This is a genomic window from Desulforhopalus glucosivorans (assembly GCF_054397165.1).
On sequence record NZ_AP044854.1, the window covers coordinates 4,663,365 to 4,678,487 of the forward strand.

18 protein-coding genes are annotated in these 15,123 nt (G+C 43.3%); 4 read left to right on the top strand and 14 right to left on the bottom strand.

What is annotated here, in order from left to right; all coding sequences use genetic code 11:
• Positions 1 to 274 precede the first annotated feature (274 nt).
• The 10 genes from ACX6CI_RS19935 to ACX6CI_RS19980 form a co-directional block, all read right to left on the bottom strand.
• Positions 275 to 664 (bottom strand): rhodanese-related (seleno)protein, encoded by a 390-nt coding sequence (locus ACX6CI_RS19935; protein ID WP_458775411.1) that lies wholly within the window; start codon positions 662 to 664, stop codon positions 275 to 277.
• A gap of 26 nt (positions 665 to 690) precedes the next feature.
• Positions 691 to 1,884, bottom strand: coding sequence for a hypothetical protein (locus ACX6CI_RS19940; RefSeq protein ID WP_458775412.1), 1,194 nt, complete (start codon positions 1,882 to 1,884; stop codon positions 691 to 693).
• Between the two features lie 311 nt (positions 1,885 to 2,195).
• On the bottom strand, positions 2,196 to 2,597 hold the full coding sequence (locus ACX6CI_RS19945; protein ID WP_458775413.1) for a hypothetical protein: 402 nt from the start codon (positions 2,595 to 2,597) through the stop codon (positions 2,196 to 2,198).
• Between the two features lie 16 nt (positions 2,598 to 2,613).
• Positions 2,614 to 3,039, bottom strand: coding sequence for a PilZ domain-containing protein (locus tag ACX6CI_RS19950; protein WP_458775414.1), 426 nt, complete (start codon positions 3,037 to 3,039; stop codon positions 2,614 to 2,616).
• Between the two features lie 288 nt (positions 3,040 to 3,327).
• Positions 3,328 to 3,657: a hypothetical protein gene (locus ACX6CI_RS19955; protein WP_458775415.1), complete on the bottom strand. Its 330-nt coding sequence runs from the start codon at positions 3,655 to 3,657 to the stop codon at positions 3,328 to 3,330.
• A gap of 224 nt (positions 3,658 to 3,881) precedes the next feature.
• Positions 3,882 to 4,040 carry a rubredoxin gene (locus tag ACX6CI_RS19960; RefSeq protein ID WP_458775416.1) on the bottom strand — a complete coding sequence of 53 codons (159 nt, stop codon included), beginning with the start codon at positions 4,038 to 4,040 and terminating at the stop codon, positions 3,882 to 3,884.
• A gap of 466 nt (positions 4,041 to 4,506) precedes the next feature.
• Entirely contained in the window at positions 4,507 to 4,893 is a 387-nt protein-coding gene (locus ACX6CI_RS19965) for a hypothetical protein (protein ID WP_458775417.1), read from the bottom strand.
• Positions 4,894 to 4,974: 81 nt separating this feature from the next.
• A complete protein-coding gene (locus ACX6CI_RS19970; protein WP_458775418.1) occupies positions 4,975 to 6,534 on the bottom strand; it encodes a M14/M99 family metallopeptidase in 1,560 nt (519 codons plus the stop codon).
• A 185-nt stretch (positions 6,535 to 6,719) separates the two neighbouring features.
• Positions 6,720 to 7,970 (bottom strand): L,D-transpeptidase family protein, encoded by a 1,251-nt coding sequence (locus tag ACX6CI_RS19975; protein WP_458775419.1) that lies wholly within the window; start codon positions 7,968 to 7,970, stop codon positions 6,720 to 6,722.
• Between the two features lie 264 nt (positions 7,971 to 8,234).
• A complete protein-coding gene (locus ACX6CI_RS19980) occupies positions 8,235 to 8,723 on the bottom strand; it encodes a GNAT family N-acetyltransferase (RefSeq protein ID WP_458775420.1) in 489 nt (162 codons plus the stop codon).
• Between the two features lie 358 nt (positions 8,724 to 9,081).
• On the opposite strand from ACX6CI_RS19980, the gene ACX6CI_RS19985 reads away from it, so the two are divergent.
• On the top strand, positions 9,082 to 10,059 hold the full coding sequence (locus tag ACX6CI_RS19985) for a hypothetical protein (RefSeq protein ID WP_458775421.1): 978 nt from the start codon (positions 9,082 to 9,084) through the stop codon (positions 10,057 to 10,059).
• A 93-nt stretch (positions 10,060 to 10,152) separates the two neighbouring features.
• Here the strand turns inward: ACX6CI_RS19985 and ACX6CI_RS19990 are convergent, their stop codons facing one another.
• From ACX6CI_RS19990 to ACX6CI_RS20005, 4 genes are all read right to left on the bottom strand, one after another.
• Complete coding sequence (locus ACX6CI_RS19990) at positions 10,153 to 10,434, bottom strand: hypothetical protein (protein WP_458775422.1); 282 nt, start codon at positions 10,432 to 10,434, stop codon at positions 10,153 to 10,155.
• 134 nt (positions 10,435 to 10,568) lie between these two features.
• Entirely contained in the window at positions 10,569 to 10,895 is a 327-nt protein-coding gene (locus ACX6CI_RS19995; RefSeq protein WP_458775423.1) for a P-II family nitrogen regulator, read from the bottom strand.
• 119 nt (positions 10,896 to 11,014) lie between these two features.
• Positions 11,015 to 11,794, bottom strand: coding sequence for a DUF1538 domain-containing protein (locus ACX6CI_RS20000; RefSeq protein ID WP_458775424.1), 780 nt, complete (start codon positions 11,792 to 11,794; stop codon positions 11,015 to 11,017).
• A 15-nt stretch (positions 11,795 to 11,809) separates the two neighbouring features.
• Positions 11,810 to 12,565: a DUF1538 family protein gene (locus tag ACX6CI_RS20005; protein ID WP_458775425.1), complete on the bottom strand. Its 756-nt coding sequence runs from the start codon at positions 12,563 to 12,565 to the stop codon at positions 11,810 to 11,812.
• Between the two features lie 371 nt (positions 12,566 to 12,936).
• Between ACX6CI_RS20005 and ACX6CI_RS20010 the strand changes: the two genes are divergently transcribed.
• The 3 genes from ACX6CI_RS20010 to ACX6CI_RS20020 are packed head-to-tail and all read left to right on the top strand — an operon-like array spanning position 12,937 to position 15,088.
• Positions 12,937 to 13,344 carry a 4Fe-4S dicluster domain-containing protein gene (locus tag ACX6CI_RS20010; RefSeq protein WP_458775426.1) on the top strand — a complete coding sequence of 136 codons (408 nt, stop codon included), beginning with the start codon at positions 12,937 to 12,939 and terminating at the stop codon, positions 13,342 to 13,344.
• Positions 13,345 to 13,352: 8 nt separating this feature from the next.
• Entirely contained in the window at positions 13,353 to 14,237 is an 885-nt protein-coding gene (locus ACX6CI_RS20015) for a CoB--CoM heterodisulfide reductase iron-sulfur subunit B family protein (protein WP_458775427.1), read from the top strand.
• A gap of 56 nt (positions 14,238 to 14,293) precedes the next feature.
• Positions 14,294 to 15,088, top strand: coding sequence for a 4Fe-4S dicluster domain-containing protein (locus tag ACX6CI_RS20020; protein ID WP_458775428.1), 795 nt, complete (start codon positions 14,294 to 14,296; stop codon positions 15,086 to 15,088).
• Positions 15,089 to 15,123 lie beyond the last annotated feature (35 nt).

The window sequence follows — 15,123 nt, forward strand, 5'->3', positions numbered from 1 at the left end:
TTGCCAAGATCACCGCCGCACTAATTTCAAAAACTCGTTCTATTGATGAGATTGCTATAGTATCCGCCAAAGCCAAGACAGAGTGGTTTGCATACACATTCATCATAATAGTAGCAGGTGCAATAACTATGAGTTCATAGGTCGTAAGAGAAGCGAACGCCGCAACAAGGTTGGTGTGCTGTTTTTCAAAAGGACAGCAGGAAAAGTGGAAAGTGCCATTCCCATTAAAGGGAACGGCACTTTTGCAGTACTTATTACGTACTATTTAAGTGAGCTATTTTGCAGAAACAGGGTACTTGTTTCTGTACCAGTCTCTCCAGCCGCCTTTGAGTGCGTATACGTTTTCGTAGCCTTGATCAACGAGTTTCTGTGCCATCCTGGCACTAGTATATTCGTTAGGTCAGGCGCAGTAAAAGACGAAGGTGTTATCCTTTGGATATTTCTCTGTGACAGTGAGATCTTTGCCATCCACCCGTACAGCATCCTGTATCATAAACTCACTGGTGCTCCAGTCTCGTCCTGTTCGAACATCGAGAACGACTAGTTTGTCCGAGCCAAGGAGCGTTTTGAGTTCGTCTTTATCCATAATTTGTACTGATCCTGCCACAAGAGGTGAGGCGAAAGCGAGTGAAAACAGCAGAACTAATGTAAATAGTTTTTTCATAACAGTTCTCCTAATTATATGAGTTGTTAGTGAGCTCTTTTACCGAGAAAGGTCACTGCTGAGCTGATTATAAAGCTTGGGCAGAGGGCAAGAGCGATAAAAATGACCAGAGATGTTGAGTCTTCGTGGGTCATAATTAAATAGAAGGGTGCCAAAATAAAAGTGGCTGGAAGAATAGTGTAGACTATTTTTCTGGTTCGCAGCCAGGCAAGGCTTACTCTGACAGCGGCACTCATTAGCCAGAGTAGTAAGGATGCAAAAATGTATATTTCTAAGTGAGGTTCCCCGGCAAGCCCTGAGGCCATACAGATAGCAATCATGGTTGCCAGTAGTAGTACAATCAACCGATCCGTCGCTACTTTATGAGTGCTCGAAGTCGTGATGGGATTCAACAGCTTGCGGCTGTATCTTGTCGTAAGGGAAAAGAAATAATTAACTGCGGCGCAGGTTCCTGAAATTATTGTTATTCCAATAATGATTCTGCCTGCCTGGCCCATTACTTCACGTGCAACAAAGATATAAGCAATTGTAGAGTTGGCAAGTTTTTCACCGGGTACATAGTGAATAGCAACTATTTGCCATAGGCTGATGAATAGGGCGCCACCTAATAGGATGCAAAACAGTTGTATCGGGCTAATGCTTCGCAGAGCCGGGTGCCAGCTTCCAAGAAACAGCAGCAGGCTGAATGTAAAATGAGTAAAGTAATGCCCTTCTCTTGAAGCGCTATGGAGCTCTGGTGTAGCAGTACCCGTTTGGCTGAGTAGCCCCACAAGAATAATGGTAAAAACGCCCATTGCTGCAATTGAGCTGAAGAGGCGTTGCGCCACCTGTACGGCAAACTCACCAGTTAACTGGATGAGCAGAACAACAATAAGCAGGGTGGCGCTAAACCCAAAGTTAGGAAACCAGTAGAGGAAGGTTTCATTGAAGGTAAAACCAGCAGTAACCAGCATACCTGTAGGCAGAAATATAGCTAGAGTCCCGGCTGCAGCAAGACCAAAACTGTGTAAGATAATTTCTTCTCCTGGAAAAGTCTTTTCCTGCTCACTTTGATAGTTGGTAAGGAGTAGTGCAAGGTAGCTGATCAGAGCAGCCCCAAGAATAAACAAGGGGGCTGTCAGTCCATTTGTTCCTGCAAGGTTACTCACTAGAACCAGTGCTTCAGGGGACAGTAGCCAGGCAGCAAAGATACTTCCTGCTATAAAAAATGAGTTGCTCATAGTTTCCTTGATCAGTAAATACGTCAAATTTCGACTTCTTACTAACTATACTAAGAGCAGTTTCTTGAGTTTCAAGGGGAGGGGGACATTGTTGCATGTACCATCTCATGCGAGGGCGAGTGATTTGCAGGAAGGCAGCAAAAAAAAAAATCGACATCACCTGTATAATCATTTGAATGACGTTTACAGGTAATGCCGATTTTCGGAGAGATCATTATCTACTGGCATCTTGAAAGATTGGTCCTTCGCCCAACTTCATCGTTGCGCTTGAACAAATCACCTCATTTTTCAAGGTACCCTACAATATGTAGTTACAAAAATTCAGTAAACTTGAGTTCTTCACTGTCAGAGTCTTCCAGAAGTTCATTTATCTCGAGTATCTGTTTGTATGTTGGTTTAACAAAAGCAACACCTACGATGAGTTCGAATCTGTTTAATAGTTCCTGGTCTCCATTTCGGGATTCCCAAACTTTTTCAACTTGAAGATCGCGAACGTGAGCACCTCTGGCGTCGAGAATATCCATGTTCCATTGTTGATCAAAGGTGTGTGGATAGAGACAACCAAAGGAGAGTCCCCTGTGGTTAATCTCAAATATTTGTCCGGTGCCCCATTTGGTGACTGCCAGAAGGTGTGCTATATGGAATCGTTCGTAGTCTCTCTGTTCTGGTATATATTGAGGGGATATTTGTCCCTGCACTGATAAAGTATTCATAATGTCTCCTGATAAGCTAACAAGTTAGATCGGCATGCTGTCCATATTGATGATGTCTGTAGTCGCCAACCTCAAATGGACAATGGCGAGCAAATTCTCTACCAAGATCCATTGGATCAGGACTGCCGTAAAGCAGATAGGTTTGCAGTATTTCAAAGTCATCATGATTCATCTGAGTGAATTGAAACGCTGTGCCGCAGTGGTCCTTTCTACTTACTCGTGCCGAAAAATCGAGGAATATCGGCTCGGAATCCAACCAGGTACCCTTAATCGTCAGCCTGCATGGCTCGAGAGGGTACGAATGAAGTTTACCAATGACATATATTCCTGAGAGGCTGATATCTTTAGTTTTCAGCCCCTCAATTTCCTTTTCACCAAGGAAAATGTTTGCACTAGCAGTAAGGCGTACTCTCTCATATTGTCGTTTGTATATATGAGTCATAATGCTGCCTCCTTTGTCACCAAGGTGTTTATTTTCCCCCCACCTCCATCAACAGTGTGCAATATCTCTAAACCTATATAAGCAAAGTAGATGCCATTTTTAAAAAGGTCATGTTTTCAGGGACATCGAAGAAAGGAGCTACAAGTAGTGGCTATGAAACGGTAATAAATTTCCCGCTGGATGGGTAAAAGTGCAATATTTGCGCACCCGCCAGGTGATTGGAGAGGTATGAGATAGGGAAGGGCAAATCACCCGCAGAGAGCGGGTGATTTGTTGAGCAGATTGTTGCTATTCGATGGTTTCCATGTCCCTGCCGCAGCAGAGTGGAACTGGATCATTTGCTTTTACTTTCATATACTTGTTACAGGTGTGACAGTAGTATGTGTTGTCTTGGGGTGCTTTTTTATCATCGGAGTAGGTGGTCACACCACCTTGCACACCTTCAATATTAAATCTTGCAAGTGAGTCTATACCGGGAACAAACTGTCCCATTGGTACCAACTTTTTGTTGTTACCGTAACAGTCGATTATGATTTTCCACAGTACGTCTAAAGAAGCTGTTTCTTGTTCTGATTCGGGTGTAATTTCAACAACATTTCTATCTACTGAGATTTTCATTTTCCGCTCCTGTAAAGTTATACAGCCGTTTATAAAATCAGTAAAAACAAGATATGTGCTACAACTTAGCGCCTTACTCCAGATACTCCAGAAAAGCTCCCATAAAAAACAGGTAGCGTAGACTCCGAGAGAACTGGAGAACCTTTTAGCATTGCGAACGTACAATTACTTCCAGATAAGTGAATGTAGTGAGACCTGAAAAATACTTATCCCTTTTATCGGGGTTAGTCAGCTTCCCAGAAATCCTCCTTCTCTGCACCGCATTTTGGGCAAACCCAGTCCGCGGGAACCTTCTCCCATGGAGTATCAGGGTCGACGCCGTTTTCATAATCACCTTCTGCCGGATCGTAGATGTAGCCGCAAGGGCATTCCCATTTTTGCATTGTATTCTCCTTAGTGCCTTACTCCTGGAAGCCTGTCATAAAAAACAAGAAACTCAGGAATTGTATTAAAAATCCTAAGTTTAATCTTACCACCAAGGCACTTATACCCCCTTGTGGGGTGTTAGTACTTTACTCCAGAAAAGCTCTCATTAAAAACAGGTAGCGTAGACTCCGAGAGAACTGGAGCACCTTTTAACATTGCGAACTTAAAATTACTTTCAGGGTACTTGACCCATTCATCGAGGTTCGTTGAGTGAATCTAAAATAAGCTGAGATTATCTTAGTGAGAATGATTGTCATTGTCAATAATAAGAAGTATAAATCCTAACTATAATCGATGAGATGTATTTTATCTCCCTGAACCAGTGAGTACCCTCTTCGTAAAAGTCACTACAACTGCAGAAACCAGGTCAGTGGTTTTAAAAAAACAAAAACTCGCTGGGTTAAGCAATCTTGAGAATACTATTTACTCAGGATTAATGGTCTGAGTACTGGCATTGGGCATAATCGGGTTACAATTTTTAATTGTAACTTTTCCCTGGAGTAAATTTCCCTTGGAATACTCACTGAAAATACAGCTATTGCTTTCAGGGTCATAATTTTCTACCCAAAGATTGTCGTCTTTCCAGGTGGCCCCAATATGATACTGCCCCGCGGGTACCTCGATCTTCATAACCCCGCCGTACCTCTTCACAAAGACTTGCTGTAGCCTAAAGTAGTAGGTGCTCCAGCCGATGGCCAGTATGACAATGGAAGTCACAATGCCGGTTTTCCATTGGCTGGTTTTGGCACAAATTCCAAAAACGAGTCCGGCTGCAATGAAAATTGCTGCCCAGTAAAAATATGTGATCATAAGAGTGTCCTTTAGTGCTTTATAAATTTATCCGAAGTCTACGCTCGACTGCGTTAGTCGAGAGTTAACTGTAATCTTAGACTACTTGGGCTCTAGACGAATCCAGAATATGCCGATTTTTCGATCTTTGTATGTTGCATTGACCGGGTAGCGCAAGCCCTGTTTGTCTTCTGAATATCTCGTCCATAGATCCTGTTCAGGGTAGACGGCAAAATTGATATCATTACCATCATTATTAGACTTTGGAGGAGCAAAGCCTTTAAGATTTGCAAAAATTGAATTATCGAGACGAGGAATATTTGACTGTACACCTTTAAGAATCAGGGCTTTATCACGGGGCACAATAAGCTCTTCTCCTGCAGATACGGTCATAAACTGGCCATTAATATTGACCAGTAATTTTTCTGCCTTCAACTGGTCTAAGGTTGGCTTTTTCTTGGCGGTAACAGCAACCTGCTTAGCGTTACCCTGTGGCTGTTCAGATTTTGCAAGTACCTCATCTGTAACCGTGTCAGTGTTTACCTTGATCTTGACCCAACCACAGGTTTCAGCATCCTTTCGTATGAGTACCTTGGTTGTCTGAGCGATACGAAAAGGAAGTTTGGTATCGTTGTAGCTACCCATATTCTCAAAATCTGCGGCCAGTCCCCTGTCAAAATTGGCAATGATATCTGTAATTATGACCTCATCACCTTCGGCCACTGTAATTTCAGAACCGTTGGATACCGCGTAAGGAAGGTCATCATTGATTTGTATCAGAACATAGTCGATCTCAGTTTCTTCCAGATGCATGCCGGGGGATTCCGGAACAATATCAAATTCGGCCATAAATGAATTAACCACAAGTTTTTGCAGGTTGACCTTTTCTGAGTTGGAACGGATGGATTTGGAGGTTTCTATTCCAAATGCCGGGATGTTAGCCTGGGTTAAGGCGTAGTATGATGCTGAGTTTCTCTGTTCAAGATGGGTGGACTCATCTGATACGGTGTTGTGATTATTAGCTTTAAAATGGTAGCGGGGATTTTCGATCTGTGGGTTAACCCGGCCAATGACACGAAGGGCCAGTTCTTCAAGGTTGATAGTTTTCCCCTCTTCACTGGTTAGATATGTGTCAGCATCAAAAATGATGGATTGGCCAAATCTCTTTGAGTTTTCAATCTCACTAATCCATTCTGGACTGTAGTATCCGGATCCCTCATGCAGGTTTAACAGACAGTCTGCTTCGTCGATTAATCCCTTGAGGATCGATACGATTTCCTGCTCGAGATTTTTCTGGTCTTTGTCTTTTTCACCGAATTTCCGATTCATATCTCCAGTGAGGCCATTTCTCTGGTTGAGGAGGATAGAGTAGAAATTGGCTCTCGGCACAACAATGAGGTTACCCTGTTTCAGGATGATATCAGCGTAGAGATCGGCGGTAAGATAGCCACCGGGTTCGTCTCCCTGAATGCCGCCAATGACCATTATCGTCTTGCCCGGCTTTTTCCCATAAATGCGAAAAACATGGAGTTCGTGCTCTGTGTTGGCAAGATACACGTCATGGAGGCTCTGATGCTCAGCACTATATGCTGGTATGGCAGAACAGAGGGTAAAAATGGTCAGAATGGCTACGCTTAGTCGAGCAAATGTTTTTATTTTCATTTAGATGAGATGCCTATGTCGCTAACAGTAATAAATATTTACATGAGCCACTTGCAAAAGTGTCTTTGCGCCCAATATCTTCGTTTTGTTCAAAATTTTATCCTCGGAATATTAACTATATGCCTGTGGTAAAAATTTTTTCACAGGCCTTGATCTTGAACGAAAATCATATTTTTGCAAAAGTCTCACATATATTCTTTTTCAATCATCCAGTTTCCATTTTCCTTTACCAATTGGAGGTTTTTGGTCCCGCTGGTTTCATAGAGATCGGATTGATATGTTTGAAAAAAAGAAATCTTTGCTCTGTCTTTTGTTCTCTCAATAACGATGTTGTCGATGGTAACCTGGATAAATTTATATTTTTTGTTGAGGTAGGTTTTTTTATTTCTCCAACCTTTTTTATCTAAACCGCTACTCTTAAAGTTTTGACTGTAACAGTCCATATAAACTTCAATATCCTTGTTAGACCAGGCTTTACGCCATTTTTCGACAAAATCAAGTAGCTCTTCCCCGTTTGTTATGGTCAGAGGTTGTTTGGGTACTGGAGTCTGCTCTTTAGCAATAACCTTAACAGCACGGCCCTTCTTTTTTATCGGGTAAATAGCGACAAGAGAGGGGATCATGTCCTGCTCATGGGTTGCAAAAAGAGTTCTCCAGTTTTTCGTGAGTGATGGTTTGAGATAGACATGTTTATCATACTTGAACTGCATAGAATTCGCATCAAACTCGTCATATCTTATAAGTGCAAGGCCTTGATCGCCAACCTTAAAAAACTGTAGCTTTTCAATCTGATCAGGTCTGAGATCCCTTGCTGACAAGCCAAGGGTGTCCATCACTGCTGTAAAGGCAGGATCTCCATAGAGCATGGAAAAATTTCTTTGGATTGGATCTTTTTCAAGGGAGTCAACGATGATGACAGGAATAGTTTGGACGGTGAGATATGGTGCAAGTTCGTCCAGGTCTTGGTTGTTCAAAGTTATACAGCCGTTAGTACTGTAGGGTGCCAGGTTCTTGTTGGTGCCATGGATAAAAATCCCATCACCATTATGGCCGGCGTACTTGTCAAAGATGTTTGGGTAATCGAGGTGAAAGGCACGACTTCCGAAGACGGTGATCTCATTGTCCTGAAATACTTCTGTGATAAAGTAGACCCCTTCCGGAGTTTTTGCATCTCCACTTATCTGTTTTGTTCCAGCATGTTCACCTGTCGCGCAGGTGAGTTTTTTTAAAAGTTTAAGTGAGTTACCTTGCTCAAATAGCTTGAGTGTTTGGGTCCTTTTTTCTACAATTATAAATTGGGTTGGGCTACCGTTGGAATAAAAAAACAGCTCAATACCGGGTTTGTTGCTCAGAGGTAGGCCACCCAATGCTTCTGAAGCTAAAAAAGAGCATACAAAGAGGATGGCAAGTAAGGTGTGGATAAAGCGTATATACATAGTATGGAAAATGAGTAATATAGACTATTGCTAAGGGTGTAAGGAGTGAATGAGTGCACCTTTATTAAACTGCAATTATGTTGTCTGCGTGGGTATGGATTTCGCTGACCAATTCCTGGAAAATTGTAAATATGCCGCAGTTCAGTTTGAGGCAGTGCTCTATTGTACAGGATTCAGATGTTGTTTGACAAATTTTCTGCGGAACTTCAATAGTTTTTTGACTTTTATAGCCTTGGTGCCTGTTTGCCTGAATATCCTGCTGATTCATAAAGTATCAGATTGTACGGCTTGCTGGTTTGTATAGGTCATTCCTATGTGGGGAATTCCATCTTCATCATAAGGGTCCGAGGAGATGCTAAATCCTAGGCCAGTATAGAATTCAAGAAGATATTGCTGGGCGGAAATTTGTATAGATTGCTGTGGAAAGAGTGTATTGCAGCTTGATATTCCCCTGCGCATTAATTCTTTTCCCAAGCCAGTTCTCCGCCGTGCCGGGTGGCACAGGACTCTTCCTATTTTGCATGTGTTATCATGGACAGTGGGCGGTAAAATACGAAGGTAGGCAATCAGTTTATGCTGCTCTGAGGTAATGTCCCACCCCAGCAGGTGATAAGATTTTTGATCTTTATTGTCGCAGTCGAGATAGGGACAGTTCTGCTCAACTACAAAAATTTCCTGGCGCAGCTGTAGGGTTGTGTACAGCTCGGATGTGGTCAATTCGTTAAAAGTACGTAAATTCCAAGTGATATTCATGGTGTTGTGGGTACTTCTTTTAATAATATGGCTCTTGCTGTGGAGGAACAGATACCCGCCAATAGTGGTGATAGAGTTTCGGTATGGTTGCCGGCCTGGACCATATTTTCCAGCTTGCAGTTCAGTTTAAATTGACGTAAATGATAGGAGTTATATCTTATTGCAGCAGAAAGACTGTAAAATTAGCTCACTCCGCACTTCATTGTAACACCTTATACATTCATTTCTCGTTTTTTAGAATGAATTTGGTGAAGGTGTGTATCCCGGCTGATTTTCAGTACACTTTGGGTAGTACTGACCCTCCGGGTTTATCACAGGTGTGTTGAAAAAACACCGATAATTTTATTGGTGGTGAACTGTGACCCATGAAGATTTAACCAAATTAGAAAAATCCATGATACGAGTAATTGTAGCACTTATAGCAAGCGTCATAACTGGAGTACAAACCTATCTCATTTATACCCAGGGACAAGGTTACTGTTTTAACAAAGGTTGTGAGATCGTAGAGAGTTTAACAGTGGTTCCTGCTCTCTATTTTAATATTGCAGGTTTTCTCTATTTTCAACTGGTTTTCTGGTGTCTGTTCTGGGGGCGAAAGGGCTCAGAGTATTGGGTGAAATTTGCCCGCATTATGCTGATGGCAGGCTTAATGGCTGAGGCTGTTCTTGTGTTTTTTCAGCACTCCATCGCTCAGGCCTACTGTTCGTATTGCCTTATTGTGTGTGGTTGTATTGTTGTGCTGAATATACTTTCTGGACTGCGTCAGATATTTAGAGGACTTATTCTTACTACTGCGGTGTTTGTGGCCTGTTTTAGTTTGCAGTTTAATCTGGGAGGAGATGGCGCACAACCTTTAAAAAACGGGGCAATTGCCCATGTTGCGGGAGAATTGAAGCGTCCAACATTGCATCTCTTTTTTTCTGCAACCTGCCCTCACTGTGAAGAAGTAATCGAATCCATTGATGGTGAAAATGTTTGCGAGATCTATTTTAATCCGATTGAGCCTTTAGACTCATTTGATTTTACTGGAGCCGAATTGAAATCTGATTACGATCCATCAGTGAGTCTTGGCTTTTTGAAAAATCTCTCAATAAAAGAGGTTCCAGTCCTTGTTACGATAGAGGACGGTGGTACACAGGTGATCAAGGGAAAAAGTAGAATACTTGCTTATCTTGGGGAGGAGTGTCGCCAGGAGGTTGCGGTCGACTATAGCGCAGGCTATAGTTCCTCATCTACGATTAACTATACTGAGACGTCGGGATTCTTAAACCTGGCAGAAGAGGGCTGCCGTGTAGATGAAGATTGCGAAGATCCTGAGAAACCGGCTCTGAAGTAGGCTCTCATATCGTCACAATCGTCAAGAGTGAAAAGAATATTGTACGATGACTGCTCTTGGTGTCTATATGGTCTAATAAATTGAATTTACTGCCTAACTTAAAAGGTCGGCCAACTCTTCTTTAGTGAGCATGGCACTTGGACGACTGTTACGTCTATTGGAAATAATTCTCTGGTCCCCTTGTTTTCTACGATCTACACCTAGGCGTGCATGGGTGAGAGAACGAACCCATGCATAAAAGCTACGATTGGATTTTTGTGATTGTCGTGGGTCGTTACGGCGTTCGTTGTAGGAGCGTCGATCTGAACTTCTTCTGCATCTACTGGATTGGCGGCGATCTGTACCATCCCATGCCGGGGGAATTATGGCGTTCATGACGTAATTTGATTCTAAATAAAAAAGTGTTAGGTAAAAAGTGCATTAATTCAATTATATCTGTGATATGTAATCATTTTACGTGACTAACACAATCAGAAAATGATGAAATGGCAGCGGAAGGTTTTCTCTGTCTATTTTTTGAATTTTTCTATCTGGCTCTCCAGTCCAATGACCTGATCCACCGGTAAAACAAAGGCAATTCCGGTTCCCGGCTTGTTGAATTCCCCGACTTTGCCTATGGTTTCAAGTACTTGGTCGACCAAGCTCTCCTCTAGGAGAAACATGATTATATCTGTTTGAGCTTCCAGGCTAAGGCCGAAAAAGGTCTTGGCTTCCCGTATGCCCGTACCTCTAGCGTGGATAATAGTTGCTCCTGTAGCCCCTGTTTCTTTTGCCGCATCAACAATTTTATCAGTAATATCGCATTTTACCGATGCTAATATAATTTTAAAGCGCATGGGTGATCTCCTTAGTGACTTATTCCAGATTTTCTGTCCCAAATAACAAGAAAACTGGAGGGTTAATTGAAAATATAAACTTCAAACTACCACCATGGCACTTATCCCGTTCATCGGGGTTAGGTAGTTCGTTTGTTTTTTCTTGTAGCAACCCAACGTGCACCTTGAGCATATGTAAGCACACTGATTATGGGAAACAGGGAGGCAAAGGCGATAAGGCCAAAACCGTCAATGGCCGGATTTCGTCCAGGCACCGCCGCGGACAGGCCAAGTCCAAGGGCAGCAACGATTGGTACGGTAACGGTAGAGGTGGTAACACCGCCGGAATCATAGGCAAGGGGCACCAGGGATTTTGGAGCGAAAAAGGTCTGTATACTGACGATGATATAGCCTGCCATAATATAATAATGAAGCGGAGTACCGCTGATAATCCTGTAGCTGCCAAGAGCGATTCCAATGGCGACTCCCACCGCTACGGTTATCCGTAATCCTCTTTGACTGATACTTCCGCCGGAAACTTCACTGGCCTTAAGGGCCACCGCTATAAGAGATGGCTCAGCTATGGTTGTGGCAAAACCTATGGCGGCTGCAAAAACATAAATCCAACCATACGTCGTCCAGGCAGTGAGGTCTACGCTCTCCTTGCCACCTAAAAGAAATGTAGGGTTGGTGAGTTGTGCTGCCATAATATCTCCCACAGGAAAAAGTGCCTCTTCAAGGCCTGTTAAAAAAAGAGTAAGGCCCAGCAGAACGTACAGGCTGCCTATGAGTATTTTGGATAGATTGGCAATGGGTTGCTTGATGATGACAAGCTGGAAGAAGGCAAAGAGGATAGCAATGGGCAGCAGGTCCCGTGCGGTGAGAAATAGTGATGTAAACAAGTCAGTTAGTATTTCCATAATATGTTCTCGCCTCTATATCCCAAAATAAAGTATGCCGTAACCCATCACAAAAATCATAGGAAGAAGAGAAGCAAAGGCAATGAGACCAAACCCGTCAAGAAGAGGGTTACGGCCTTTGATGATGGTGGCAAGACCTACACCAAGTGCAGTCACCAGGGGGACGGTAATGGTGGAGGTGGTAACTCCGCCGGCATCGTAGGCAATGCCAATTATCTGCTCCGGTGCAATAGTGGTAATGAGGACGACCAGGATATATCCACCGATGATGAGATAATGAATGGGCCAGTTGAGGAGTATGCGTAATACCCCAAGTAGGATTGCCAGGCCAACAGAAAAGGCGACGGTAAGTCGTAGTCCAAGGGCATAGGTGTTGAGCGATGATTGTGATGAATCAAGCAAGCCGCCCCCTGCTGCAATTTCAGCAGCCTTTTTACATATGGCGATAAGTGCTGGTTCTGCAACAGTTGTAGAAAACCCCAGGGCAAATGCAAAAGTGAGGAGCCAGAACAGGCTTCCCTTTCTGGTAAGGGACTGGGCCATGTTTTCACCTAAGGGGAAGAGAGCCATCTCAAGCCCCTGGATGAACATGGACAGACCGAAAATAACCATAAGGGTTCCAAAGAGGATCTCGCCCAGGTGGGGTAGTGGCTGGCGAATGATCAGAATTTGGAAGAAGCTGATCACGAGCACAATGGGCATGAGATCCATTGTTGCCTGCTTCAGCTTGGTGAAGATGTAATGAAACGTTTTATTTTTGAATGGGTTCATTCGATTCATAACCTGGTTGCAAACATAATTGTTTAAATGTTTTAGCTATTGTAGCGGGAAAACCAATTAAAAAGAAGGACTGAATTCGGTATAAATATGGACCAAGAAATGAGTGCTCATTCAGTTGAGAGTGTTATGTGTCTGAAATCTATTGGTATATTGTGTGTTGAAATATTATTTTAATCTGTTAATTATACTAGAGCTAAAAGAACACGATGCGTGGAAGGAGTCTATCTCTTGGTTTTTCTGGTGATGTAGATCGGTGTGGCTATTGAAAATTGAGGTTTTATGGAAAACCATAGGCTGGTTTTCACCGATGACAGAAAAGTGAGTGATACGAGAGTAACATATTGTACTTAAGTGAGAATGAAATGACATTACCAATTAGTGAGAACAGTCTCTCTCTTAGATCAATTAAGGAGATCAATACCCTCAGTGGGGAGAGCGTGAAGCTCTGTATGCAGTGTTCCACGTGTACAGGGATGTGTCCCATGGCTGAGGAGATGGATTTTAGTCCCCGTAAGGTTATGCATTTTGCCCAATTTGGTCTAATGGACAGGTTGGCTGAGATAAACACATTTTGGAAATGTGCTTCCTGCCATGCCTGCTCTGTGAAGTGTCCAAGAGGTATAGATATAGCAAAAGTGATGGAGGCCTTGCGCCAGCAACCTCTTCGAAAAAGTAAAAACTATATTGAACCTTCCGAGATGTCTAAGGAGGCCATTGCAGATATGCCACAGATTGCACTGGTCGCCGGTTTTAGAAAATTCACGAGTTAAGGAGAGCAATGAAGATTAGTTATTATCCAGGTTGTACCTTAAAGACTAAAGCAAAAAATCTGGACATTGCTGCGGTTGCGTCCCTGGAAACGCTAGGAGTGGAGGTTGAAGAGATTAAGCGGTGGAATTGTTGTGGGGCAGTACATTCGCTCACTGCAGATGATCTGATCCATCAGGTCGGGCCGGTTCGTAATCTTATCCGGGCAAAGGAGATGGGAGCAGACAAGCTGGTGACCCTTTGCTCCATGTGCTACAACAGTCTCGCCCGAGCCAATGAAATCATGAGAAATGATCCGGAAAAACGGGACACAATCAACCGTTTTATGGATGAAGAAATCGATTATAACGGTGAGATTGAAGTTGTCCACTATCTCACTTTCTTAAAAGAAGATATAGGCTGGGAAAAGCTGAAAAATAGCGTCAAGACTCCCTTAACGGATCTAAAGATAGGTTCTTACTATGGGTGTACGCTCCAGCGTCCAGCAGATGTGGGGATTGAGCCATTTGGTAGCTTTGAGCTGATGAATGATATGTTCAAAAGTCTTGGGGCCACTGTAAAGGATTTTGATGGGGCTGATAAGTGCTGCGGCTCCTATCAGGTCTTAAGTAGTCTGCCGGGTGAAAACAGTGCAGGTGCAAACGTTGTAAACAGTGCGGTCCGCTCGGGATTGGAAGCTATTGCCACCAGTTGCCCCCTCTGTGAATATAACCTCGGCAAACAGCAGGGCCAGATGCTTGAAAAGGGCAATATCGAAGCAAACGTACCAACCTATTATTTCACCCAGCTTTTGGCAGTGGCCCTTGGTTTGGACGTTGAGCTGTGTCATTTTGAGTTAAATGATCCTAAAAGCCTTAGCCTTTTGGAAGATAAAAACTATCTGGTTGCTGCGTAGCACCGGGTTCTTGATAATTTGTGCGAGTAGCTATTGCGCATTATTGGAGATAGATCATGTGTGAAACTGAACAAAAAAAACAAGCAGTACCAAAGGTTGCAACCGGGGATAGGGCTATCCTGCCTGAAGGCGCTAAAACAATTCCTGTATACATCATGGGCAAGCAGTACCAGGTGCCTGAGACCCTGACCATTATGAAGGCCATGGAGTTTGCGGGTTTTCATTTTTTAAGGGGCGCCGGTTGTAGGGGCGGGATCTGTGGTGCCTGTCCAACTGTTTATCGGATGGCTGGAGACTATAAACTTCACTTTGGTCTTGCTTGCCAAACGGTTGTTGAAGCGGATATGTATCTTGCTCAAATCCCATTTTTTCCAGCAAATAGGGCAAACTATTCCATCGAAGAGATTGGTGGTGCGCCTGAGGCAATCCATGCATTGTATCCAGAGCTGTTTCGTTGTGTTGCTTGCAATCAGTGCACTAAGGCCTGTCCGATGGATGTTGATGTTCTTGGTTATATTTCAGCTCTTAAACAGGGTAACATTGAGCAGGCAGCAAAAATTTCTTTTGATTGTATTCAATGCGGACTCTGTGCGAGTCGCTGTATGGGTGAGATTCCGCAGTACCATGCGGCTCAGCTTGCCCGCAGAATATATGGCAGATATGTACTCCCCAATGCAGAGCACTTAAAGGCAAGGGTAGAGGCCATTGAAGGTGGTCGATATGATGAAATGCTTACCGAGCTTGAAGGTATGAGTAAAGAGGACTTGGAAAAAAGGTATGTAGAACGGGAGCGTGAGCCTGACTTTGCAGAGGTCGGATCCTGGAAACCTGAAGAGACCCGTTATTTATAATTACACATCGATTGATCCTCTTTGGGATTAAGGAG

What these genes read in the sequence shown, in the direction of transcription:
- ACX6CI_RS19940 (WP_458775412.1), bottom strand. Translation starts at nt 1,884, where the DNA reads ATGAGCAACTCATTTTTTATAGCAGGAAGTATCTTTGCTGCCTGGCTA.
- ACX6CI_RS19945 (WP_458775413.1), bottom strand. Translation starts at nt 2,597, where the DNA reads ATGAATACTTTATCAGTGCAGGGACAAATATCCCCTCAATATATACCA.
- ACX6CI_RS19950 (WP_458775414.1), bottom strand. Translation starts at nt 3,039, where the DNA reads ATGACTCATATATACAAACGACAATATGAGAGAGTACGCCTTACTGCT.
- ACX6CI_RS19955 (WP_458775415.1), bottom strand. Translation starts at nt 3,657, where the DNA reads ATGAAAATCTCAGTAGATAGAAATGTTGTTGAAATTACACCCGAATCA.
- ACX6CI_RS19960 (WP_458775416.1), bottom strand. Translation starts at nt 4,040, where the DNA reads ATGCAAAAATGGGAATGCCCTTGCGGCTACATCTACGATCCGGCAGAA.
- ACX6CI_RS19965 (WP_458775417.1), bottom strand. Translation starts at nt 4,893, where the DNA reads ATGATCACATATTTTTACTGGGCAGCAATTTTCATTGCAGCCGGACTC.
- ACX6CI_RS19970 (WP_458775418.1), bottom strand. Translation starts at nt 6,534, where the DNA reads ATGAAAATAAAAACATTTGCTCGACTAAGCGTAGCCATTCTGACCATT.
- ACX6CI_RS19975 (WP_458775419.1), bottom strand. Translation starts at nt 7,970, where the DNA reads ATGTATATACGCTTTATCCACACCTTACTTGCCATCCTCTTTGTATGC.
- ACX6CI_RS19980 (WP_458775420.1), bottom strand. Translation starts at nt 8,723, where the DNA reads ATGAATATCACTTGGAATTTACGTACTTTTAACGAATTGACCACATCC.
- ACX6CI_RS19990 (WP_458775422.1), bottom strand. Translation starts at nt 10,434, where the DNA reads ATGAACGCCATAATTCCCCCGGCATGGGATGGTACAGATCGCCGCCAA.
- ACX6CI_RS19995 (WP_458775423.1), bottom strand. Translation starts at nt 10,895, where the DNA reads ATGCGCTTTAAAATTATATTAGCATCGGTAAAATGCGATATTACTGAT.
- ACX6CI_RS20000 (WP_458775424.1), bottom strand. Translation starts at nt 11,794, where the DNA reads ATGGAAATACTAACTGACTTGTTTACATCACTATTTCTCACCGCACGG.
- ACX6CI_RS20005 (WP_458775425.1), bottom strand. Translation starts at nt 12,565, where the DNA reads ATGAACCCATTCAAAAATAAAACGTTTCATTACATCTTCACCAAGCTG.
- ACX6CI_RS20010 (WP_458775426.1), top strand. Translation starts at nt 12,937, where the DNA reads ATGACATTACCAATTAGTGAGAACAGTCTCTCTCTTAGATCAATTAAG.
- ACX6CI_RS20015 (WP_458775427.1), top strand. Translation starts at nt 13,353, where the DNA reads ATGAAGATTAGTTATTATCCAGGTTGTACCTTAAAGACTAAAGCAAAA.
- ACX6CI_RS20020 (WP_458775428.1), top strand. Translation starts at nt 14,294, where the DNA reads ATGTGTGAAACTGAACAAAAAAAACAAGCAGTACCAAAGGTTGCAACC.